The organism is Pectobacterium punjabense, from assembly GCF_012427845.1.
GTDB classification, from domain to species: Bacteria; Pseudomonadota; Gammaproteobacteria; order Enterobacterales; family Enterobacteriaceae; genus Pectobacterium; species Pectobacterium punjabense.
Map to the genome: position 1 here is coordinate 3,584,687 of NZ_CP038498.1, position 23,605 is coordinate 3,608,291.

Annotated in this window: 20 protein-coding genes and 1 tRNA gene; 8 read left to right on the forward strand and 13 right to left on the reverse strand. The window is 48.9% G+C overall.

Annotation, left to right across the window (positions count from 1 at the left end):
- Window positions 1-48: 48 nt before the first annotated feature.
- From E2566_RS16305 to E2566_RS16325, 5 genes are all read left to right on the forward strand, one after another.
- On the forward strand, window positions 49-1,203 hold the full coding sequence (locus tag E2566_RS16305) for a hypothetical protein (protein WP_133169856.1): 1,155 nt from the start codon (window positions 49-51) through the stop codon (window positions 1,201-1,203).
- Window positions 1,200-2,948: a coiled-coil domain-containing protein gene (locus E2566_RS16310; RefSeq protein WP_107169133.1), complete on the forward strand. Its 1,749-nt coding sequence runs from the start codon at window positions 1,200-1,202 to the stop codon at window positions 2,946-2,948. The genes E2566_RS16305 and E2566_RS16310 overlap by 4 nt, the downstream gene beginning before the upstream one ends.
- Before the next feature lie 11 nt (window positions 2,949-2,959).
- Entirely contained in the window at window positions 2,960-3,604 is a 645-nt protein-coding gene (locus tag E2566_RS16315) for an OmpA/MotB family protein (RefSeq protein WP_107169132.1), read from the forward strand.
- A gap of 83 nt (window positions 3,605-3,687) precedes the next feature.
- Window positions 3,688-4,446 carry a PDDEXK-like family protein gene (locus E2566_RS16320; protein ID WP_107169131.1) on the forward strand — a complete coding sequence of 253 codons (759 nt, stop codon included), beginning with the start codon at window positions 3,688-3,690 and terminating at the stop codon, window positions 4,444-4,446.
- A 14-nt stretch (window positions 4,447-4,460) separates the two neighbouring features.
- Window positions 4,461-5,102 (forward strand): hypothetical protein, encoded by a 642-nt coding sequence (locus E2566_RS16325; RefSeq protein ID WP_107169130.1) that lies wholly within the window; start codon window positions 4,461-4,463, stop codon window positions 5,100-5,102.
- Window positions 5,103-5,302: 200 nt separating this feature from the next.
- Here the strand turns inward: E2566_RS16325 and E2566_RS16330 are convergent, their stop codons facing one another.
- The 6 genes from E2566_RS16330 to E2566_RS16350 form a co-directional block, all read right to left on the reverse strand.
- Window positions 5,303-7,033, reverse strand: a complete 1,731-nt coding sequence (locus tag E2566_RS16330) for a LeoA/HP0731 family dynamin-like GTPase (RefSeq protein ID WP_107169129.1) — start codon at window positions 7,031-7,033, stop codon at window positions 5,303-5,305.
- Window positions 7,005-8,720 carry a DUF1269 domain-containing protein gene (locus E2566_RS16335; RefSeq protein WP_240618625.1) on the reverse strand — a complete coding sequence of 572 codons (1,716 nt, stop codon included), beginning with the start codon at window positions 8,718-8,720 and terminating at the stop codon, window positions 7,005-7,007. The genes E2566_RS16330 and E2566_RS16335 overlap by 29 nt, the downstream gene beginning before the upstream one ends.
- Window positions 8,721-8,722: 2 nt before the next feature.
- Window positions 8,723-9,385 (reverse strand): hypothetical protein, encoded by a 663-nt coding sequence (locus E2566_RS16340; protein ID WP_107169128.1) that lies wholly within the window; start codon window positions 9,383-9,385, stop codon window positions 8,723-8,725.
- Between the two features lie 11 nt (window positions 9,386-9,396).
- Window positions 9,397-9,999, reverse strand: coding sequence for a WYL domain-containing protein (locus E2566_RS16345; protein ID WP_240618624.1), 603 nt, complete (start codon window positions 9,997-9,999; stop codon window positions 9,397-9,399).
- Window positions 9,996-10,307, reverse strand: a complete 312-nt coding sequence (locus tag E2566_RS21900) for a hypothetical protein (protein WP_240618623.1) — start codon at window positions 10,305-10,307, stop codon at window positions 9,996-9,998. The genes E2566_RS16345 and E2566_RS21900 overlap by 4 nt, the downstream gene beginning before the upstream one ends.
- A 498-nt stretch (window positions 10,308-10,805) precedes the next feature.
- A tRNA-Thr gene (locus tag E2566_RS16350) sits at window positions 10,806-10,881 on the reverse strand.
- A 606-nt stretch (window positions 10,882-11,487) separates the two neighbouring features.
- Between E2566_RS16350 and E2566_RS16355 the strand changes: the two genes are divergently transcribed.
- Window positions 11,488-13,554 carry a multicopper oxidase family protein gene (locus tag E2566_RS16355; protein WP_107169127.1) on the forward strand — a complete coding sequence of 689 codons (2,067 nt, stop codon included), beginning with the start codon at window positions 11,488-11,490 and terminating at the stop codon, window positions 13,552-13,554.
- A gap of 119 nt (window positions 13,555-13,673) precedes the next feature.
- On the opposite strand, the gene proA is transcribed toward E2566_RS16355, so the two are convergent.
- The 5 genes from proA to gpt all read right to left on the reverse strand — a co-directional run bounded on the left by proA (window position 13,674) and on the right by gpt (window position 18,562).
- Entirely contained in the window at window positions 13,674-14,927 is a 1,254-nt protein-coding gene (proA, locus tag E2566_RS16360) for a glutamate-5-semialdehyde dehydrogenase (RefSeq protein WP_107169126.1), read from the reverse strand.
- A 10-nt stretch (window positions 14,928-14,937) separates the two neighbouring features.
- Window positions 14,938-16,041 carry a glutamate 5-kinase gene (gene proB / locus E2566_RS16365; protein WP_014916394.1) on the reverse strand — a complete coding sequence of 368 codons (1,104 nt, stop codon included), beginning with the start codon at window positions 16,039-16,041 and terminating at the stop codon, window positions 14,938-14,940.
- Window positions 16,042-16,164: 123 nt separating this feature from the next.
- On the reverse strand, window positions 16,165-16,539 hold the full coding sequence (gene crl / locus E2566_RS16370; RefSeq protein ID WP_107169125.1) for a sigma factor-binding protein Crl: 375 nt from the start codon (window positions 16,537-16,539) through the stop codon (window positions 16,165-16,167).
- Between the two features lie 104 nt (window positions 16,540-16,643).
- Entirely contained in the window at window positions 16,644-17,894 is a 1,251-nt protein-coding gene (frsA, locus tag E2566_RS16375; protein WP_107169124.1) for an esterase FrsA, read from the reverse strand.
- A gap of 209 nt (window positions 17,895-18,103) precedes the next feature.
- Entirely contained in the window at window positions 18,104-18,562 is a 459-nt protein-coding gene (gene gpt, locus E2566_RS16380) for a xanthine phosphoribosyltransferase (protein ID WP_005975741.1), read from the reverse strand.
- 441 nt (window positions 18,563-19,003) lie between these two features.
- Here gpt and pepD point away from each other — a divergent pair, with 441 nt between their 5' ends.
- Window positions 19,004-20,464: a beta-Ala-His dipeptidase gene (pepD, locus tag E2566_RS16385; RefSeq protein ID WP_107170989.1), complete on the forward strand. Its 1,461-nt coding sequence runs from the start codon at window positions 19,004-19,006 to the stop codon at window positions 20,462-20,464.
- Window positions 20,465-20,513: 49 nt separating this feature from the next.
- Here the strand turns inward: pepD and dinB are convergent, their stop codons facing one another.
- Window positions 20,514-21,572, reverse strand: a complete 1,059-nt coding sequence (gene dinB, locus E2566_RS16390) for a DNA polymerase IV (protein WP_107170990.1) — start codon at window positions 21,570-21,572, stop codon at window positions 20,514-20,516.
- 73 nt (window positions 21,573-21,645) lie between these two features.
- Window positions 21,646-22,446 (reverse strand): helix-turn-helix transcriptional regulator, encoded by an 801-nt coding sequence (locus E2566_RS16395; RefSeq protein ID WP_107170991.1) that lies wholly within the window; start codon window positions 22,444-22,446, stop codon window positions 21,646-21,648.
- Window positions 22,447-22,660: 214 nt separating this feature from the next.
- On the opposite strand from E2566_RS16395, the gene E2566_RS16400 reads away from it, so the two are divergent.
- Window positions 22,661-23,431 carry a class I SAM-dependent methyltransferase gene (locus tag E2566_RS16400; RefSeq protein WP_107170992.1) on the forward strand — a complete coding sequence of 257 codons (771 nt, stop codon included), beginning with the start codon at window positions 22,661-22,663 and terminating at the stop codon, window positions 23,429-23,431.
- The last annotated feature ends 174 nt before the right edge of the window (window positions 23,432-23,605 follow it).

Consider the following 23,605-nt stretch of genomic DNA (forward strand, 5'->3'; position numbering starts at 1 on the left):
CGAGTGTGGGATGGGGTCAAAGAAACAGCAGCAAAAACCATTTCCTGGATGGCTGAAAAAGCGGAGACCTTTGTAGGAAATGTAAAAAGTGTCTGGGAAAAGGTAAAACCGTTTATCAGTAATGTGATCCGCCCTATCGTGCAAAACGCAGCAAAACTGGCTGCAAAGGTGTTACCACAATTCCCATGGATTGGCGGTGCATTGCAAGCTCTTGATAAAGCGCTTGGACTGTTAGTTGAATGGGACAAAAGTGAGTTGGCAAAACGCATTAGTAAAGCCATTGAATGGGCAATAAAAAAAGCCAAACAGCTTAAAGATTTGTTCCTCACTCAGGAAGAAATGAATGAAGCTCGTGAGCATGAAGAAGCGCTACGTGAAGCCCGCAGCCAAATGCGTGGTGAAGCAGCCAGTGCCGTTGATCTCGCTAGCCTGATAACCCTCTATGCTCAACTCTCTACAAAAATTAAGGATGTGTTAGAAAACATCCAGATTAATGATTTCGAGCATTACCTCCGGCTACGCGCATCGCAGAAGCTACTGAAAGATACGGAACAACATCTGACGCGAGCACAAGATATTAATGCGATAACCGATGACGATCTGTTCCTGATTGAAACCGGTAACGAATTGCTGAATCCCAATCCCCAGCTAAGCGATGAAGCAACACAGCGCCTTGATCGCGTGGTGATGGCGCGTTTCGGTAAGAAACTCATTCCTTTTGTCTTTGAAGAAATGATCATGGCCTGGGGCTATAACCTGCAAGACATGGAAAATGAGTGGAAATCGTTAAATGACGATCTCTCCAAAGAGCAGGTATTACTGCGCCGTTTACAGATCGGTCAGCGCCTCAACGATCTTCAAGAAGAAGAGGTAGGGATGCTTAGTGAGCTTGAAGCTCGCTTACCTGAGCAACAAGCCAAGATGGAAGCAAAACGTAAACATACCAATGAAATGCGCAACTATGTTTTTGCCGCAGAAGGCTTTTTGCAAATGTTAGAAAAAGAACCAGAGGCATTTGAAGGTCAGGAGTATTTGATGGAAGACAGTAGTGCCGTCGGTATGGTGATCATTGAATGTGCGCAGTTTGGTAAACGTTGGGAAGAACTTGATAGTGAGCAACAAAGTTTGATTATCGATTTTGCCAATATTTTTGAAAAAGCCAGCCGTGAACGTGCCAGTAAGCTAGTTGAGGTGGCAGCATGACATTTCATGAATTTTTCGCTTTTCTCCTGCCAGAGTTCGACATCATTCAATTGCTTTTTGGCGGAGTGATGTTGTCTCTGGTTCTTTTAACTATCGTGCAGCTTTCACGCCAGGCTAACGTCCAGTTTTGGGAAAATAAATGGCAGGGTAACGTCTCCTCAGAATCTACAGATGCATTGGATGTTGAACATGGTTCAGTGAATGAGATCAGTGAAGTTGTCGCCAGCCCAGCCGAAAAAATGGCTGATATTATGCCTGGGATTTTGCTAATTCTAGGGCTGCTGGGAACATTCCTTGGTCTCGGCATTGCGCTGAATAAGGCATCGAACATATTGATCGATGCAAATTCCGCAGGGATGGATAGCGCCATGTCCAACCTAATGGGAATGATGGAAGGACTAGGGACAAAGTTCAAAACATCGACGTGGGGGATCAGCGCATTTTTGATATTAAAGACTTGGGTTGCCGTCAAAGGTTATGACGAGAAACGCCTACGCTGGTGTACACAGAAGATGAAAACAGCGTTTGAACTATCTCGGCAGAATAAACGTATCGAACATGAACAGGCTCAGCAACGACTGCTTAATACATTACAAGAAGGATTGGATTGCTCTCGGCGTGAAGGGGAAGCAACACGCCAATCGCTACAAACGCTGCACTCTGGGCTAGAGCCTTTATTAAAGATTCTCGTAGATCAAGGCCATGAAGCATCGTTACACGATAAGAGCCGTGAAAATCACCTGGCAAAACTCAGCGATGTGTTGCAGGCCACACAGCAACAGTTAATCACAAGCAGTCAGACTCAAGCGGAGCTAAATCAGCAGCAACTGGCTGAACTAGCGACGACGCGCGAATCGTTACAACGCTTTATTGATGCCAATAGCGATAACCTTACCGCCATACAGCAATCAGCAGAGAAAATGGCTCATGCTGCGCAGGAAATGGGCGATTCAGCCGGAGACCTACAGGGTGCAATTGGTGATTTCCGTTCAGGTATTACCGATATGTTAGGAACGGTGAAAAACGATTTGGGTTCTACCATTAATCAAATGGGTGAAAGCTTTAGTCAGAATATGGATTCAATATCCACCAGTATGGCAAATGCTACGGATGGTATTTCCCATGCAGTTTCCGATCTTTCACAAAACGTTGGCACCACAATGAGCGAAGTGCGTGTTTCTATCGATCAATCGATGAAAACGCAACGCGACGCCCAGCGTGAGTTCATGATCACCAGTGAAACATTGAACGAAAAAGTGATTGCCATGACGAAGCTGGTTGATGATCTGCGTGAGCAAATTGTTAATGGGCTTACTGCGGTATCCAGCAGCAATCGGCAGGTAGCAAGCCTGAATAACCGTTATGCAGGGATGACCGAGTCTGGCGAGAAAAACGTACTCGCAATCGAAGCACTGGTAAGCCAACTGCAAGCGATGCAGAAACATAGTCCTTTGCAGCCAAGTATGGACACCATCAATGCGAGTATCATTAAACTGGTACACAATATTGAATTATTACGTGATGAGACGCTGAGCAGCGCGGATGCCTCCACGGCTCTCTCTTCGCTGGATGACCGGCTGATCGATGCCCTCAAAGAGCTGAGCGTTATTCGTGAAACCCTCTCTTCACCTGAACGAGACCGCTTAACTCAGCAAATTGAACAAAGCCTGAAACCGCTGGCCGCTACGTTACAAAGCCTTGATCAAACGCTGGTGACATTAAATACGGTCAACGACGCCGCCTAAGGGAATAACTCATGAAAGATAAACCGAATGAGTGGGTCTCCATCTCAGACCTGATGTCGGGTGTGATGGCGGTAGTGATGTTGCTGCTAGTGATGTCGGTACTACAGAAAACCTGGTCAGATATCAAGCATAAGCAAGAAATGGAACAAGGGGCCAACGCACAGCGTGCGAAAGTCGGTGAGATGCTGGGCAATATCAAAGCGTCACTTAACGGTACTGCAAATGAAGGGCTGGTGGCACTGGATGTGAACTCACAAAAAATCACCTTGCGTGACGGTGTATTTAATCGAGGGAGTGCATGCATCGCAGCGCAGGCCAATCAGGCTTTTGCCACGATCGAAACACAGGTGGTGCAGTTTCTCAACGAGTTCAGCACCGGACAGGTATTTATTGAAGGGTATACCGATAACTTACCGGTCACACGTCCGGTGACGAACTTTGAGAGCTTTTGCACAGTGTATGACGACAACTTCACGTTGTCGGCGGCTCGTGCGAGGGAAGCGCGTAAGTTTATCGTGGGCGATCTTGCCCCAGCCATTGCGCGTCGGGTGATTGTCGCTGGATACGGCGATTCTCAGCCGATCCCTGGAGTCCCGCCAGAAGATGCACGTCAGCGTCGTATAGAAGTGCGTTTCGTATTACCAGAAAAATCATAATTCATGGCTTGATAGATAAGTCAGTGGGGATGGCTATCTGGTAAGTGGCGAATTTCACTTTTAAGAAATATAAGGTTGTTTGTATGGAAATAATAAATACCACATTGGTTGATTGGCTACCCGCCTTTTTTAAGCAATGGCCGAAAGGTATTGTGAATACAGGGAAAACGCCGGAAAACAAGATCAATATCGATCCAGACCAGTTAAAACACTTTTTCAGTAACCTGGCAGAACCGCTTAAGGCGGTACAGCATCGTTCACTCTCTTTTGACCCTTGGAATATAGCAGGGCTTAAACGAAACGAGGTTCGTAATTCTGCCGTACTCGCGTGGTTACTTAACCCAGAGGGAACACATGGTTTTGGTGCGCTACCATTAAATGCGTTGTTGACATCGATACGAACATCAGAAAATACTATTTTTCCTTCAACGTTTGAACGTTATTGCTGGGTGGATGTTGAAACCATCCCCAACGGAGATAGTAGCAATCGTGTTGATATTGAAATAGATGCTGGCAATTTCTTTTTACTGATTGAGGTAAAAATCGATGCTTACGAGCAGGATCAGCAAATAGCACGTTATTGCCAGGATGCGGAGAAACGGGCGGGTGGGCGTCCTTGGGCTGTTGTTTTCTTAACACCACATGGTGGTAAACCTCTCAGTGGTGACACTGAGACCAATCATTATATCTCTTGCCTTTCCTGGCGAAATTTTGCCACAAAATTAGAATCTTCAATGCAGGGACATTACCGAAACACGTTTATCGCTAAAAATATGTCACCAACGAAGCAGATGGCCGCTCATGCTGCATTTTGTTTTCTTGAACATATGCGCCAATTTTAATCAAGGATAAAAATATGACTCAATATAGTGATATCGAGCGTCAAGCGGGCGCAATGATTCTATCTCAGTTAAAAATGTTTAATGAAGCCGTTGTCGTATTTGAAAACCAAATTGATGGTGCTTTCTGGAAAGGCTTTGACCAATGTGTCGATCGATTTTTAAAGGAGAATAACTGGAAGGGTGAAGCTGAATATGGGCAAAAAGAGTATTGTTGGCTAGCACCCAAGAGTTGGGAACAAATAACAGATGTACCGAAATATTTTTTTGAAACCCATAATACAACGGTTTCGGAAGTTGATTACTATTTGGCAGTAATTACCGGAGTCGGTACAGAACAAGCCAGTTTTGGTTTTCGCTTTAAGGTTAATATAGAGTTGTTTGGTGGGAAACGGAAATTCACTGAGTTTGTAAAGAATATTAATCCCCTTCATCGCGAGCAACTTCGCTCTTTAGGCTTTGATGATCTGGCAAACGGTGAATTCTTTTTCCCAGTATTATTAAATGCAAACCAGCTTGCCGAATGTTGGCAAGAATATGGTTATTTCCCTGCGGATCATGAAATTTTTTCCCCGCTTAATAATGCGATGGAGAAACTTATGGACGCGGTTCCTTTTATTGATGAGATATTTTCTTCGTCATTTAAAAATAATGAATGAAAAGTGACCGTAATCCAGCAATAGTGGATGCCCCTTAAGTATGAGATAGCCTTATGAAAAGCGGGCTACACAACCGGTTGGCAGAAGGGGAGCATATGTATACCCGTCGAGATAAATACTAACATCACGATAAATATGCTGGTAATGCCACCACCCGCGATACCGTCACATCTCCACGTGACAGTATCGCGGCCCACAAATTAGGTTGGCTGTTGATCTGGAACTGGCAGGCTTAACTGTGCAAGCTGCCCCTGAAGTAAACCGAGCTTTTGCTGGCTTTGCCGGATGGCGTTGCTTTTCTCCGTCAGATCGGAAATGACCTTTTCCATGTTCTGAATCTGCGGCGCGAAGAAAGCGAACATTTTCTCGTCCGAGCTCAAGATGTCATAGATATCTTTAAACGGATCTTTGATCATTTTACCAAGCGATTCTTTCGCCTCGCTGATTTCCCGCTCATGCTCATGCGCTTTATACGCATCCCAGAGATCGGAACCGATAGTAAATACGGCACCCGCAGGGCCAGCCCATTTAGCAATGCCTCCAGCCAGTTTGGTTGCCTGCCAAGGCTTAAACGTATAGACATAACCGGTTAATTGCCCAATGGTGTCACGCGCGGCAAAAATGGTAGTTTTGATCGTCGCTGGACTAATTTTAGACACACCTTTAAAGGCTCCGCCGAGGGATTTAAACGCACCTTCACCGAGGTTGCTTAAGAAACTTTCACTGGAGTTCAGTTGGCGGGTAATGTCGTCCGACAGACGCTGCGTCACCGCGGTAGACTGGTTAAAAAAGCGATCTACCGCTATCTTAATACGCAGGTGGAGCTTATAGCCTACGCCCTCTTCGGTATACCCTAGTTCGTCATCCATAAAGGGGCGAATATCCTCCAGTTCCAGCGGACGCAACTGGCTCATTAGCTGGTTTTCCATCAACCTTAATTCTTCATACAGTTCACCTGCCAGGCGCTTAACCTCTGTACGGCTCTGGGTGATATCGTTTCTGAAGCGTAACGCATCTTCGTCATTTTTCTCGACGAACGTATTCAGTTCGTTGAGCTGCTGTCTAGCCTGCGTTACGCGCTGGTTAACAATATCTTTCACCACATCCATGCCGGTTTTCGCCAGTAGCACCCCGGGGACATTGGTTTTCAGAATATCTGCGGCTGTATTTTTGAGATCGTTAATACGTGAACGGCTCTCATAATGCTCTGGTTTGTTAAACCAAAAAGGCAGACCGCGGCCATTCGGGTTAGAGGCAATACAGACGATATTGAGTTGATCGAGTTCCGCTGCGTTCAGGTTAGCGGCACGCTGCAATTTTCCTTTGAGATTTTCTTTTTTTATCGCCGCCTGCTCGTCAAACAGTGCCTGATCGGTCAAATCGGTGACTTCATCCATTTTGTTGATGATGAAGACGGTTGACGAAAGCTTGTTAAGATCGCGCAGTATCCATTTAGCAACGCTGCTGTGGCTCTCTTTCAACGGATTGGTAGCGTCAACAACATAAAAAATAAGATGCGCTTCGGAAATATAACGTTTAGTGAGATCTTCATACATCACCTGTTTACCGTCGATTTCACGCTCTTTGTCGCCAAATAGTCCCGGCGTATCCACTATTTCACACTGGCCAGGCAGCCCTTCCGGTTTGTAAATACTAAGCCGATCGGAAGACTCGTCCATTGAGATGTTCATATCTTCCATGATCTTACCGAGCCAGGCAGCGATAACGCTGGTTTTTCCATCGGAAAATGCCCCCAGCAGGGCGATGCGCAGAACGTCAGATTCAACGGAAGCAATAGCAGACGAGATTTTTTGCAGATCGTCGCCGACGTCCATCTCCATCTCACCAAGAGTCTCCAGCATGCCGCGCAGTTTTAGCAGCGAGCCAATTGCAGCCTGCTTCTCAATACTGAACTGTTTGAATTGTTCCATAAGGCATCTTCTCCAGTTGATTTTTTAGTTTTGTGATTCGCATGATTTGCTCTTCGAAAATCGAAATTGGCCGCTGCAATGCCGTGTGCATCTCGTTCACTTTCTGTAGCAGGCTGCCCTGAAGCTCTTTTTCAATAGCCTCAACCAACTTGCTAGCTTCATCATCGACGCCATGTAATGCCTTATCCCTCGCACTTTCCAGCCTGTCGCGAACTTTTCCCTGAGCTTTGCGAATTTTTGAAGACTTACTGGTAAAAAATCCGACAACAGTCATGACCACGCCAACCAGCGCCCCTGCGATGGCACCGATGGCCGTACCAATGACGGGAAATGCGCTGCCGATCGTACCGCCAGTTAACGCATAACTGCCAATTTTAAAGGCCATTGAGCCGAAATCACCTAACCCAAGGTCATAGCCCAGTTCAATATCGCTGCCAAAATCGAACCCACCATGACGATCAAAACTGACGCGTTGCTGAAACTCGACATGCTTAATATCTTCCAGCAGACGAGTAACCGCCTGAAGCATCTGCTCCTGCAACGCCTTAACCCCCTCCTCGGTATCCTCCAGCATCAGTTGTTCGACGTGGGTACGTCGCGTTTTAAATTCCTGATTAATACGCCGGGAGATCGCATCGCTATCACCAAAATCGTCTTCAACAATATCGTCGCTTTTATCCATCAACTCATTAAAAAAGGTGTTCCAACGGTTACGACGATTGTTCACAATTCGGCGCTCAAACGTGGCAATCGCGTTTCTGAACGCTACATGGCATTTTTCAAATTCCGGTTCTGTATTTTTCAGGAACGCTCGATGGCTGGCGAGTTGTTCCACGAGAACCTGCAAATACTGGCCAAGCGACTCACGCACTTTACCTTTGTTGCTCTCGACAATATCTTCTCGAAAGGTGGCAACCTTACCTCTAATAACGTGCGCAACCGCGTTCACCTGACTGAAATCCAACATCTCTTGACGGCTGGGGAAATGCTTAAAATAGCGCTTCTGCTGTGCAGCGAGATTATGATCCCGAGAGGGATGAATGGTGGTACTCAGCGTAACGTCATCATAAGCCAGCGCGGAGAAAGCCATCAGCCCCTGGACACAATTTCCGGGCAGCAGCACATCCGGCCCCAACACTGGCGCAAGCACGCCAAGGGTTTGTTGCAACGCTTCTCCAGCTCCGCCCTGTTGCGCGAGATCCTGTCGATCCTCCTCAAACTCATAGGCATCGGCAAAACCGCGTACGTTTACAAGCGGATAAACCTGCGTGCCGTATTCAAGGTAGGACTTTATCTTTTCGGCGGTGGCCGTTTCCGGCTTTTTGTTGGTCCCATTGACGTAAACCACCATGTGCGCTTCAGCGATGGCTTCCTTCACTTGATGCACATAGCGCGATTCATTCCCCTCAATGCCCGGCACGTCTACCAGTTGAAAGGTTTTATCGTCAATATGTAAGGTATAACGAGTATTCCCTTTGGTAAAATCTGCCTCGCCAGTACCAATAATTAACCCATCTACTCGATTTGCCGTGTTTTTTAATTTCTCGGCCTTAATGACCGACTGAATAAGGCGCGACAGGTTTTTTTCCAGTACACCTTGAATATTGAGCGATGATTTCCTTTCCATTTGCCTGGAGGTGGCAGCATTTTCAGCAATATCATCCTGAAGGTACAATGCATCGCTCATTCTCATTGCCCCGCCAGCATGTTAACCAATATCACCGCGCCAGAACCGATAGCAAGGCCAGCAATCGCAGTCATAAGCAGTGTTAAACGAGCTTTTGCACTGGTTTGTCTCTGCAAAATTTTCAAGCGCGATTGGCTCTCATTTTGTTCAAGTTGCAGACGCGCTTTACTCTCCTCGCCTTCTATTTTCAGACGCAGGGTACTTTCATTGTCGATTATTTGCGTTAGACGCATTACGGAGAAACTGATATCGGTGATTTTACTCACTACATCGGAATAAACCTCCCCTAAATTAGAACGCAACTGCTCTAAGGTTTCACGTAGTTCCTGCTCGGCTTTATCCAGGTCGTTGTGGTTTTTTTGCAGTAACTGTCGGCGGGATTCTTCATCAAATAAAATACGAAGGGACTCGATAATCGTGCTTTTACCTGCATTGGTTTCGCCAAAGAACGCAAGGGTGAACTTATCCCACTCGGCATGTTTTTCTAAATAAGATAGTTTCTGATTGAAATTCTCCTGCAAAATTTGCAGTTTCTCAGTCATTGCGTTCATGTGCTGTTTACCGTCTTCATTCTCAACATTAAGCTTGGCAATATCGGCCAGCGTTTGCTGAATATTTCGTGAAACATCGGTATAGAGGCGGTTAAAGTCTTCTGCAGTATTCATTTTTTCTCTCATTAGCGTAAAACAATGGTCGGTTCACTTTCAGCATGAGTTGCCGCACGCGCACAGAAGTCCGTACTGAACGCCTCCTTCAGCGAAATCGGGGACAATATGCGAATATCGGGTAACCAGTAGCGTAGCCAGCGAAATAGTGTGTGCTTATCGCTAATCTCGGTGATAAGCGTCAGACTTCCGTCCGGGTGAATTTGCACAACGCGCTGCTCAGGGAAAAGCGGGCGTCGGGTGACATAAGTGGCTGCATGAGCGGAAACCCACAACGTGGCTTCAAGACGCTTGCCAAAGCGAATGCCGATGGTTTCATTGAGTTCCTGTATCACTGCAGGGTTCGTACAAAAAGATTTATCCGTCACAGTTGGTCGTTCAATGCGAGCCAGCTCGAACGCTTTCAGGAGCCCCTCATCTACTGCGGCTAGGTACCATAGCCCATAGTGGTTAATCAGGCGGTAGGGTTGAATGACACGGGATTTACCGCGATAGTCGCAGGTTATTGTGTGGCAGGCGGTAATGGCTTTATCAAGCGTATTCATTAGTTCGCCAAACTGGCGATTATCCCGGCCTCCTGCCCCGTGAATAGTGATATTTTCGCCTTTTTTCATTTGGTTACGTAGCGATCGCCCATCGTTATGAGGAAAGAGGTGGGCAACGCCAGCAAAGCTGGCAAACTCGGCGAGGTGGCCAGTATGCAATGCGGGAAGCAAATGTCCGCTGAGTTTGTAGCGCCGACTGAGACTTCCTCCAAAAGATGCGACAACCTGGCTAAATCACGGTACGCCGTGCGCTCCGTTACACCAAATTTCTCACAGAGCCATGATCTATCGATCACCTTTCCCTGATATAAAGCACCAAACGTTTCACACAGACGTTCGATAAGTAGCTCGTATTTTTTGCTCGTGTTGTCTTTCATTATTTGTCCAAGAAAAAGCCGTCTCAAAAGACATTAACAGGCGTCACAGGGGGTTATTTTTCCACTGCTCAATTTTTTCAAATTTATTGCCAGTAATAGTTAACGGCTAAAAAATCGGAAACTAAAATCTTAACGCCTACAAATTCCGACGTCTGACCAGAAATATAATATCACTCACTGACAGCTTGTGTCAGATAGGGAAAATTATACCGCCACAGGAAAAATAATTGATCTGATGACGACAAGCCAACGTGCACCGCAAGCACATACTAGAGTTTATCTTTTGGCTTGGCAGTCTTGACCTGTCTGGCATTGAGCTTCATCTGGGGGTATCTCCTTTAGACCGAACAGCGAATACCCCCATTGATCCCCCCAACTCACCGTAGATTTCTGTGAACGTGAGTAGACGAGCAGAGACAATAAGGGCCATGAAACCACGTATTATAAGGGTTTAAAGGATGTTTGAGTAGACTTAGGGAGACGTTAAAATAGGTAGTATGGTGCCGATAATAGGAGTCGAACCTACGACCTTCGCATTACGAATGCGCTGCTCTACCAACTGAGCTATATCGGCGTTGAGAATCGTCGCGACGAGAGCCTGACGTGAACTACGGGATGACAAACTAGTGAAATCAGCATCTCAAGTCAAGTGGCTGACGCTCGCCTGCTGGTTTTATCGTCGCTTGATGAAAAATAAAGACTTTTTAATAAGTAACCAAACTAATAACAGCCAATGATATAACTTTCAGGCTTAACACATTAGGATTGCGTTACACAAGATGAGCTATCGGTCACGTAGGGTCACGTCGTTTTCAGGTCCTCAAGCCCATACCTTGAGGACGATTGGGTATATCGAATAGAATAATTAGGTAGAATATAAATAGAAATAAAAAATTAACATTGATAAATAATAACCACTATTTATTACTCATCACATTACGTCCTCAATTTAAAATTCATTTTGCGTTATGTTTACTATTTTAGTGCCTTTAACTTTAATTAGTCATTAGGACATAAATACTAAGGCAATAGGAAACATTATCGATAAAAAAAACCATCGAACACTCTACTCATCTTTGGAGGTAAAAAACGAATTAACCAATGATAGAAAAATAACCCATTTAAATAAATAATAGCAAGTTAATCAATTCAAATTAAAGTATTTAGGCATGGAGAATATATGGTGCATAAAAAATTACTTCTCAGCGCGACGGCTTTACTATTCAGCATTTATTTCCCCCACGTCGAAGCTCAAGATGGAAACAATAAGCAACAAGAGAATGCATTCATGAACCCTCCTGTACTGGCTGAGTCTTCAACAATGCCGTCAGGAACGCTTTACCAAAGGAAAACCAACGAACCAGCTCAATCTCATGTTGGCCGAGAGCGGGCTTTAGATTTGAAAGTGCAATATACCGAAGGACTCATTCGTAACCCAGCACAAGGTCATCCAGATAAAGTACGCTTACGTAGTTATAGTGGCACCAATGTCGACCCTTACCACCCTTTTATAGCCCCAACCATTGAAGCCACGCCGGGTGATACCATCAGAATAAGGCTCGATAATCAACTTCCCGCTGAGCCTGAATGTGCCCAAAAAACGAAAGATATTAATATCCCGCACTGCTTTAACCATACCAATCTACATGGCCACGGGCTTTGGATCAGCCCAACGGGAAATAGCGATAATGTTTTGTTATCGATTAACCCAGGTATGAAGTTCGAGTATGAATATAATATCCCCAGCGATCACCCAGCCGGAACATTTTGGTACCATCCACACAACCATGGTTCAACGGCAATTCAGGTTGGCAGCGGTATGGCCGGTGCGCTTGTGATTCGAGGGGATCGTATGCCCACCGAGACCTCAAACGGCGATATCGATACGTTGCTTAAGACTGAGGACGGCAAGCCCTTCCCTGAACGCCTCTTAGTCTTTGAACAAATTCCCTATGCCTGTCTCAAAGAGGGCAAGCTGAAGAAAAAATCAGACGATTCAATTGATTGGTCATGCGCCCCTGGAGAAGTTGGTGAGGTAGTGTCTTACGAACAATTCAAACCAGGCTCATGGGATGACTCAGGACGTTTTACTACTGTCAACGGCCGGGTAAGGCCTGTTTTTGCCAATGCTAAGGCGGGTCAGATTGAACGCTGGCGCTTGGTGCATGCCGGGGTGCGTGAGACGATAAAAGTAGAATTTCGCAAGCTCGATACCCGTGATTTTTTCTCTCGGGAGAAAACGCTTGATGCAGAAAATCAGGATCGATTTGTACGAGAACTCTGCACAGGCTCACCGGTTCCTTATGCTGTCATCGCCGCTGACGGGTTGACGATGCCTCAAGCACAGGTACAAACCAATACCATACTGCAACCCGGATATCGTCATGATCTGCTGGTCAATTTCCCCGAAGACGGCCTCTATTGTATTGTCAATCCACCAGTAAAAGCCGCGGATAACGTCTCGCGCGAAGACAAAGTACGATCGGTTTTGGGTTTTGTCAGAGTTAAAGGCGGGCAGTCGATAGCAGACCCTATCGCATCAACCACTCAGCAATTAATCACACAAGCACAAAAAACCTATCAGCCGGCCAAACTGGCTAAAGAAATCATCAGTAGTTTGGAAGATGGGCTCAAACTGACCAAATTCATTCCCCATCCGCCTATCACAGATAAAGAAGTCAGCCATGTTCCGCCGCAGGAGTTGGTGTTTTACATTGATGTCACGAAAAAGCCCCCAACGTTTGAGGTGGGTAACTCATTTTCTGTGGTAAAAAATAGCGATGGTTCCTACAGTCCTAAGGGCGCTGCCCCCTATTCCCCGACCCAGATAGATCGCCCATTAGTGCTAGGAACCGCTCAAGAGTGGCAATTACAATCCTATTTTGTCAGCCATCCTTTCCATATCCATGTTAATCCCTTCGAAATTATTCAGGTCCTCGATCCGGATGGTAATGACGTAAGCTTGCCGGGCGCAAAGGAATCGGATGGCAGTATCTCGCAATATGCCGGTTTGAAAGGTGTGTGGAAGGACACTCTATGGATAAAAAGCAATATAGATGGAGCCTTGGAATCCACTGATGCGCCAAAAGGCACGTACAAAATATCTATTCGTACACGCTATGAACGCTATATCGGCGAGTTTGTACTGCACTGCCATATCCTGGATCATGAAGATCAAGGCATGATGCAAAATGTCGTGATTGGGCTTTCTGATGGTGGAGGTGGGATGGCACAAGGTCACCATTAATAGGCAACCTTAGCGTTTTTAATAAATAAATTACTGTAAACAAGGGGCTCACAGCTTGTCTTCCTGACTCACCGCGAGCTCCCTTCGACTAGCTCAACCTCATGGCTGAAAAATCAACTTTACACACGAATCAAATCGTCGCCATAGCCAATCCATTTATAGGTGGTTAGCGCTTCCAATCCCATTGGGCCACGAGCGTGCAGCTTCTGGGTACTGACCGCCACTTCCGCACCCAAACCAAACTGACCACCGTCGGTGAAGCGTGTACTGGCGTTGACATACACTGCCGAGGAATCCACCTCACGCACGAAGCGTTCTGCGTTGCTTAAAGAGCGAGTCAGAATGGCATCGGAATGCTGCGTGCCATGCTCACGAATATGCGCAACCGCTGCATCCAGATCGTCCACGAGTGTGACATTCAGGTCGTTAGAGAGCCATTCGTCATTGTAGTTGGCCTCTTCCACTGCGACGACGTTGGCAGGGCCACTGGCCAGATAAGGCATTGCTGTAGGGCTGGCGTGTAACGTGACGCCCGACGCCGCCATTTTTTTGCTCAGTTCCGGCAGGAAACGGTCGGCAATGTTCCGATTGACCAACAGCGTTTCCAGACTGTTACAGGCGCTAGGTCGCTGCACTTTCGCACTTTCAATAACCGTCAGTGCCTTGTCGAAGTCGATGCTGTCGTCAGCATAGATATGACACACACCAATACCGCCAGTGATCACCGGAATCGTCGATTGTTCACGACACAGCTTATGCAAGCCAGCACCACCACGTGGAATCAGCATATCCACGTAGCGATCCAATTTCAGCAACTGATTAACCAATTCTCGATCCGGGCTTTCAATCGCCTGCACCGCAGCGGCAGGCAGGCCGCACTGCGACAGCGCCTGCTGAATCACTTTTACCGTCGCTGCATTAGTGCGGTAGGTCTCTTTGCCACCACGCAGAATCACCGCATTACCGGTTTTCAGGCACAGGGAAGCCACATCAATAGTGACATTCGGGCGCGCTTCATAAATCACACCGACTACGCCCAACGGCACGCGGCGACGCTCCAGCTTAAGCCCGTTATCCAGCATACTGCCGTCAATTACCTGCCCTACCGGATCGGTCAGACGGCATACCTGACGCACATCGCTGGCAATCGCACTCAACCTTTCCTGCGTTAAGAGCAGACGATCCAGTAACGCCTCGCTCATGCCATTTTGGCGCGCATCGGCTAAATCCAGTGCGTTAGCTGCCAGAATCGCCGCGCTCTCAGCTTCCAGCAAATCCGCAATCGTCAGCAGCGCACGATCTTTCTGCGCTGTGCTCAAGACCGCCAACTGATAAGAGGCCGCTTTTGCCGCTTTACCCATTTGTTCAAGCATCGCGAACTCCTTAATTGATAATCATGTCGTCGCGGTGGATAGCTACCGGACCATATTCATAGCCAAGGATCTCGGCAATCTGTTGAGAATGATGCCCGGCAATCATACGCAGCGCATCGCTGTTATAGCGCGTCACGGCATGCGCCACATCGCGGCCCGCCAGACTGCGAACGCGGATCACTTCACCACGAGAGAAATTGCCTTCCACCGTGCGAATACCTTTAGGCAGCAGCGAACTACCGCGTTCAAGGATCGCAGAGAGCGCGCCGTCGTCGACGGTAATTTCTCCCGCTGGGGGCGCACCGAAAATCCAATGTTTACGACTTTCCAAGGGCGCATCAAGTGCATGAAAACGCGTTCCAACCGAAATATCGGCAATCACATCACCGATCACGCCCGGCTTGCTGCCTGCGGCTATCACCACATCGATACCGGCACGACAGGCCACATCGGCAGCCTGCAATTTGGTCGACATCCCGCCCGTTCCGAGGCCCGATACGCTATCACCCGCAATGCTGCGCAGCGCATCGTTGATACCGGTCACTTCACGGATCAGCTCAGCATCAGGATTATTACGCGGATCGGCAGTAAACAGCCCGGCCTGATCGGTCAGCAGCAGCAGCTTATCCGCATCGGCCAGAATCGCCGCCAGCGCAGACAGATTGTCGTTGTCACCGACTTTGATCTCAGCGGTAGCAACCGCGTCATTTTCATTAATCACCGGAACAATGTTGTTATCCAGCAGCGCCCGCATGGTATCGCGCGCATTGAGGAAACGTTCACGATCTTCCATATCGGCACGCGTCAGCAGCATTTGCCCAACGTGAATGCCGTAAATGGAAAACAGCTGTTCCCACAGTTGAATCAGGCGGCTTTGCCCCACGGCGGCCAGCAGTTGTTTAGTCGCGATGGTGGCCGGGAGTTCGGGGTAACCCAAATGTTCGCGTCCGGCGGCAATCGCCCCCGAAGTAACAATAACAATTCGATGCCCTGCCGCATGTTGCTGCGCACACTGGCGCACCAGTTCAACGATATGGGCACGATTAAGACGACGCGAACCGCCGGTTAGCACGCTGGTGCCCAGTTTCACAACCAAAGTCTGGCTGCCGCTCATAATTTCTCTGCCGTTAGATGTCAAAAAATAAGAATAAGGAAAACGTTGTAGCAGGACAGACGCGTTATGCCAACAGGCACAACGCGAAAACCTGTGAATAAATCGGGGAACGTCAAGGAAGCATCACGGTCGTGCGGTAAGCGTACAGGCGGGTTCCAGCGAGTGCAGCAGTTTCTCCAGTCGGACATGAAAAGCCTGTTTGGCATTTTCCACCTGTTCCATCACAGCGTTGTCCTTAATTTTTTCCTCACGCCAGTTGCCGTGTTTATCAAACAGACCGTAGTGATACTTATAGGCAAAGGCTTGGCCGGTATCTTCCAGGTTTAGCCACCAGCCCCAGAACTCACGCGCTTCCGGTGCAGGTTTGATGTTGACGCAAACCGCCAGACAATCAAAGAAGAACGCGCTATCCTCGCACTGCGCTTCACGTATATAAGGCCCCAACGCCGTAAAATTTTTCATGAGTCGGCTTTTGGAATGTCCACTCGGTAACATCATCTGCGATCTCCTTTGGTTGAACTTTCTTTTTAGCAGAGAATGGCAATTTATCAACCACCTGAGATCAGGTTACCGTTCGGTGTTAGACTTTTTATACACCATACTCAGCACACTTTATCCTGCAACCATCTGCTAATTTGCCGTAATGCACGATCGAAATTCTGGTACACCGGCGAGAAATTAACGGGCAGCAGCTTCCCTTGCGCAGACGAGTTCACAATCAGGCTGGCTTCCTCTTTTGGGCATAGCAGATCGTTATCCCAGTAGCCTGCCAGCATCGGCGTCGGGCAGCGGCGTCCTAACAGTCCCTGTGTTTTCAGCGAATAGCGCCCCAGCTCAGTTTTCAGCGACGCATCCGTCGAATACGGCATACCCAGCCGACTCGCCAGTACATCCATAAACATATCCGGCACTTGCTGCTGACGAGTAGGATCGCTTAACAGATGATGCACCACCGGGCCGAGACAGGCTACGCCGCGTAGTCGCTGTGATTCCAGATAAGCCAGCCGAACGGCAATATTGGCACCAAAGCGGAAGCCAAATGCAGCTACACGGGTGTGATCGATCCACGGGACATCCGGCAGCGCGCGTAAAACCTGCTGGTGCAGAAAACTGGCATCCTGAGTCAACTTCCAGCGGGAAGAAAATCCAACGGAGGGGACATCAATCGTCAACATCGCCATGCCCGCTGGCGCAAAATAGTCCTGAAACAGGCGATGATAATCACTCTGCAACATTTCCAGACTGCCGCACATAAGGACGGTAGGGAAAGGTGCCTTACCCTGCGATGGCATATGCAAAAAGCCAGTCAGCGTGCCGCCGCCCGTAATCGGGAAAGTCAGTTCCCGGAGTTCATAAGGCAGGTATTTTGCGGCTTCTTCATAAGCGCGATTTGCCAGCGTTTGCGCCTGTTCCGCCAGCTCATCGCCTTTAATATGCGGATAGGCGGCAATGCTGTAGAGATTGGCAGCATTCAGCCAGAACTGCCCGGTTTGTGCGTCAATCCCACTCTCGATTGCCCGCTGCTGCCAGTCTGCGCCCTGCTTCGCCCATTCATAAATCCAGTTACCGCCTCGGTAACCGATCACCGTGTCGAGCAACTGCTCGTTGCTTCTGTCAGCCTTACTGGCAGCAATACGTGACAGCACGTCTTCGATTTCCCACGGATCGACACCACGCCAAATCCACATCAGCCGGTTAATCATCCGATACCAGCTGCGGGTTTTTTCGCCTTCCAGCGTAGAATGCAGCCCCTGCACGTCCTGACTATTCCGCGTGCGTCTGACTAACGTCGAGGTTTCTGGATGTTTGAAAGAGGGTTTGAATAGCGTTTCAGACAGGTTAGCTTGCGCCACAGCAGCCTCCATTAATGTAAACCGCTGTTAGCGGACATCAGACGACGTCTTCGTCATCCGCTAAAGTGTAACGAACTCAGGCCACGGAAGACAAATGCCAACGGCAGAAACACACGATCGGATCAAGCCTTGCACCGATCTCGATAGCGTAGAAACAACAATGCCCGGCTAAACCGGGCATTGATGGGAATCGATATTCGTTCTGGCGATTAACGGCCAGACAAAGGCGGAACAAACACCACGCCCATATCCCACGGCTGTTCAATCCAGGTATCCTGCGGGATATCAATCACATAGTCATCGACCAGCGGTTGACCAGCAGGTTTGGCGAAAATGGTCACAAAGTGCGCTTTCGGGTACATATCACGAATCGCCTTTGCGGTACCGCCAGTATCAACCAGATCGTCAACCACGATAAATCCTTCGCCATCTCCCTCGGCACGCTTGATCACTTTCATTTCGCGCTGGTTGTCATGGTCATAACTGGAGATGCAAACCGTATCAACGTGACGAATGCCAAGCTCACGCGCCAGCAGCGCGCCAGGAACCAAACCACCGCGACTGACGGCAATGATGCCTTTCCATTGATCGGCTGGCAGTAAACGCTGTGCCAGTTTGCGGGCATGAATTTGCAACATATCCCAGGTTACGACGTACTTTTCGCTCATAAAATATATCCCAGCCGAATAAAAACCGGCTTAAGTTGAGTCTGAGGGGGGAAAAAGGTTGCGCGAGATTATAGATAGCCAACAACATAAAAACCAGTTTTTCTCAACGTGAGAACTGAGTTTTTCCTGATAACCTGCGCCCTGCCAAGCCTACGGATTCATATTGCAGCAGGAAAAATAAGCGGGGACGACGGCAATTTCCCCTGCTTTGATGGAAAATGATATTCTGTTGCGACACGCCATGTTACGTGGCTAACCACGATTAACTTTTAACCGACAACCCTTATATACTCTAAATAATTCGAGTTTCAGGAAGGCGGCAAGCGAAGGAATCCCGATGAGCTTACTCGGGTAAGTGATTCGGGTGACTGAACGCAGCCAACGCACATGCAACTTGAAGTATGACGAGTATAGGCGGGTGCTAAAAAGGAGACTGCAATAGTGTCTGAATTGTCTCAACTTTCCCCCCAGCCGCTGTGGGATATTTTCGCTAAAATCTGTTCTATCCCGCATCCTTCTTATCATGAAGAAGCATTGGCCGCGCACATTCTGGAATGGGCTAAAGAGAAAGGCATCTATACCGAGCGCGATCAGGTCGGCAACATTCTGCTGCGCAAAGCGGCAACCGCAGGCATGGAAAATCGCAAACCTGTCGTGTTGCAGGCGCATCTGGACATGGTGCCGCAGAAAAACAACGACACCGTACACGATTTCACTACCGATCCGATCCAGCCTTACGTTGACGGTGAATGGCTGAAAGCGCGCGGCACCACGCTGGGCGCGGATAACGGTATCGGTATGGCTTCTGCGCTGGCAGTGCTGGCCGATCCGAACGTCGAGCACGGCCCACTAGAAGTGCTGCTGACCATGACGGAAGAAGCCGGTATGGATGGTGCGTTTGGTCTGCAACCTAACTGGCTTCAGGGTGAAATCCTGATCAATACCGACTCAGAAGAAGAAGGCGAGATCTACATGGGTTGCGCGGGCGGTATTGATTTCATTACCCGCCTTCCGCTGGAGCGCGAACTGCCACCTGCCGGTTACCACACGCTGAAGCTGACGATTAAAGGATTGAAAGGCGGCCATTCCGGTTGCGACATCCATCTGGGACTGGGAAACGCCAACAAGCTGCTGGCACGTTTCCTGTTCGAGCAAGCGAAGGCACTGGATATCCGCATTCTCGATCTGAACGGCGGTACGCTGCGTAACGCGATTCCGCGTGAAGCTTTCGCCACGCTGTCACTGCCTGCTGCTAACGTCGAACAGTTGAAAGCGCTGAGCCAGGACTATCTGGCCGTGCTGAAAAATGAACTGTCCGCCGTTGAGAAAAACGTAACCGTTCTGGTGGAAGCCAGCGACAGCAATGAGCATCCGCTGACGCAAGACAGCCGCGATCGCCTGCTGGCACTGCTCAACGCCACGCCAAACGGCGTGATCCGCATGAGCGACGAAGTCAAAGGTGTGGTGGAAACGTCGCTGAACCTCGGTGTTGTTACGATGGAAGACGACCACGCGGAAATTATCTGCCTGATTCGTTCACTGATCGACAGCGGCAAAGATGCCGTAGTGGGTACGCTGACGGCGTTGGGCGAATTGGCTGGCGCAAAAACGTCGCCAAAAGGTGGCTATCCAGGCTGGCAACCGGATGCGCATTCACCGGTCATGGCGCTGGTTCGCGAAACCTATCAGAAGCTGTTCAACAAGACGCCGAACATCATGGTGATCCACGCAGGTCTGGAATGTGGCCTGTTCAAGAAACCGTATCCGGACATGGATATGGTTTCCATTGGGCCAACCATCACCGGACCGCACTCGCCGGATGAACAAGTTCACATCGGCAGCGTGGATTTGTACTGGAAATTGCTGACAGAATTGCTGAAAGCGATTCCGCCACGCGCCTAATCGTATTGCTGTAAAAACAAGGCGACGGATATCCGTCGCCTTTTTATTGCTATCCCCAATCAAATACCAACTGCCGCTCAATTTGTGGGTCGAGCAGCGTCACATGTAGCCCTACCAGACGAACACCTCGGGATTTACGCCGCTCCTGCCAGGTTTGTTGCGCCAGCTTCAACAGATCCTGTTTATTCAACATCGGCCACACATGTTCCTGTGTCGTTTGCTGAAAATCATCAAACTTGAGTTTGACGCCCTGACGCGCAATATGCAGATCGGGCTTTACCCGTTTCAAACGGACTTCCAATTCCTGATAAAGCTGTTCAACTAGGTTTTCACACTGTCCCCAGTCGTGGATATCCTGCGCCAGCGTCTTTTCCACCCCGACCGACTTCCTCAGCCGATCGGGTGAAATCTGCCGCTCATCGATCCCTTGACATCGTTCCCACAGCACGCGGCCAAATTTGCCAAACTCTTTGAGCAGATCTGCCAGCGCATACCCTCGAACATCTGCACAGGTATGCAGGCCTCGCTCTTCCAGCCGTTTCCCTGTCACTTTTCCGACGCCAGGAATCTTTTCCAACGGCAGCGTAAGCAGGAAATCATCAACCTGCTCCGGTGTAATCACATATTGTCCATTCGGCTTATTTAACTCAGACGCGACCTTCGCTAGAAACTTGATCGGCGCAATGCCCGCCGAAGCAGTGAGATTCAGTTCATTCACAATCGTTAGACGAATTTCTTCGGCAATGCGCGTCGCCGAACCGTTGCAGTGCGGGCTGTCAGTAACGTCCAGATAAGCTTCATCCAGAGAAAGCGGTTCGATCAGTGAAGTGTAGCGGGCGAAGATCTCTCTGATTTGGCGCGAAGTAGACTTATACACCTCCATGCGCCCCGGTAACAACGTGAGTTGAGGACACAGGCGCAAGGCAGTTGCTGTCGCCATCGCACTGCGGACGCCGTAGCGTCTGGCAGGATAGTTAGCGGTACTAATCACACCACGTCGATCGGCGCTTCCACCAATCGCCAGAGGAATATCGCGCAGGCGCGGGTTATCACGCATCTCAATTGCTGCGTAGAAGCAGTCCATATCAACATGAATGATTTTGCGCATACTGGCCTCCGACAACACTGTACAAATATACAGATCAAAGCCAGTATAGACAAGCGACACGATGCTTACATAGTTACTGCACGATAAGCATAACCAGCTTAACTTCGCTATGTCCGGCAGGATGGAAAGTCTGTTGATGATAGGCCACATCGCCAAGTAAAGGATGATGAAAACGTCGCTCGCCGCCTTCACGGGCGGTAACTGCCTGCTGCGACCACCAGAGGTTGAACTCGCGGCTTTCTTCACACAGCGCCATCACGATTTGCCGAACGGACTCGGTAGGCGCGTAATGACTTGATTCTGCACGAAACTCAGCCACAACACGCTTGGCTCGTTCCGGCCAGTCCACCACCAGTGATCGTGCCAATGGATTAAGAAACATGAAGCGCAGCAAATTCGGCTCTGGATCGCTTTCCAGCCATCCGGCAAACAGCTGTTCCGACGGCGCATTCCACGCCAGCATATTCCAGCAGCCATCCAGAAGATATGCCGGGCAAGCGATATGACGCAGGCTGGCAGTAACCTGTTCATCCAGCGATGTGGCCCGATTCTGCTTCTGGGGGTCCTTCACGCCAGCAAGGCTAAAAAGGTAGTCACGTTCGGCGGGTTCCAGTTTTAACGCCTGTGATAAACGAGTCAACGCGGATGCCGAAGCAGACACATCGCGCCCCTGTTCAATCCAGGTATACCAGGTGGTGCTGATTCGAGCGATTTGCGCCAATTCTTCGCGACGTAATCCACTGGTGCGCCGCCGCCCAGAGGCAGGCAGACCGACCATTTCCGGCGTGGTACGCTCACGCAACGCCCGTAAGAAAGCCCCCAACGCTTTTGGGCCGCTCAGAGAATTGGCAGACATAAACGTATTTGCAGACATCAGTCAGGCATCCTTTTCATCCCCCTCGTATAGGCAGGTTACGGTGACAACAGCATCAATAAAAACTGTGCTAATCAAACAGGGAGTATTTTATACCCGTATAAATGCTCATATTGTACCCGTATTTTTCTCTCATTATAGTGTTCTCAGACCAAGGTCTTCTTTATTGGCAGGCGCGCCGCCGTTTAACCATTCAGAGAAAGCGAGAGCAATAATGAAAGAACAGCAGAATCATAATCATCGCGTAGAACACCAATTCGGCTCACAGGCGCAGAACTACCTGACCAGCACGGTGCATGCGCAGGGCAAAGATTTAATTCAACTGGCCGCCTTATTAGCCCCTTTCCCACAGGCACGCGTGATCGATGTCGGCTGCGGGGCAGGACATGCCAGCTTCGCCGCCGCACAGGCCGTCGCAGAGGTTGTCGCCTATGACCTGTCATCTCAAATGTTGGAGGTGGTAAGTCAAGCCGCTGTGCAAAAAGGGCTGAATAACATCTGCGTTCAGCAAGGCGTAGCCGAATCTTTACCGTTCGATAATGACAGTGCAGGCATCATCATCAGCCGCTATTCGGCCCATCACTGGCATGATGTCGGGCAGGCGCTGCGGGAAATGCGACGCGTCCTGAAGCCAGGCGGTCGCGTGATCATGATGGACGTCGTTTCGCCCGGTCATCCGTTGTTGGACATCTATTTGCAGACGGTAGAGAAGCTGCGCGACACCTCACACGTGCGTAATTACGCGCCGGGCGAATGGCTGAATCTGTTTACAGAAGCAGGGTTTATCGTGCGTAACGTCACCAGCGACAGGTTGACGTTGGAATTCAGCAGTTGGATCGCCCGTATGCGCACGCCAGAACATTTCGCTATCGCCATCCGTGAACTGCAAAAAACGCTGGCGGACGAGGTAGTGCAACATTTTGAGGTACAGGCCGACGGTTCCTTTGTCACCGACATTATGATGATCGAAGCTACCTGCGCCTGACGCGTTCTCTCCCGCAATGAACGACGTCAAATTGAGCGGCCCGCATCCTTTCGGGCCGTTTTTTGTAAATGTTATTTCCTGGCGCTGTTCAACGCTTGATTAATATGAAACCAATGATAATGTGATTTCGTTTTCATCGTTATCTATTCAACGACGAAGAAATATATACCGATA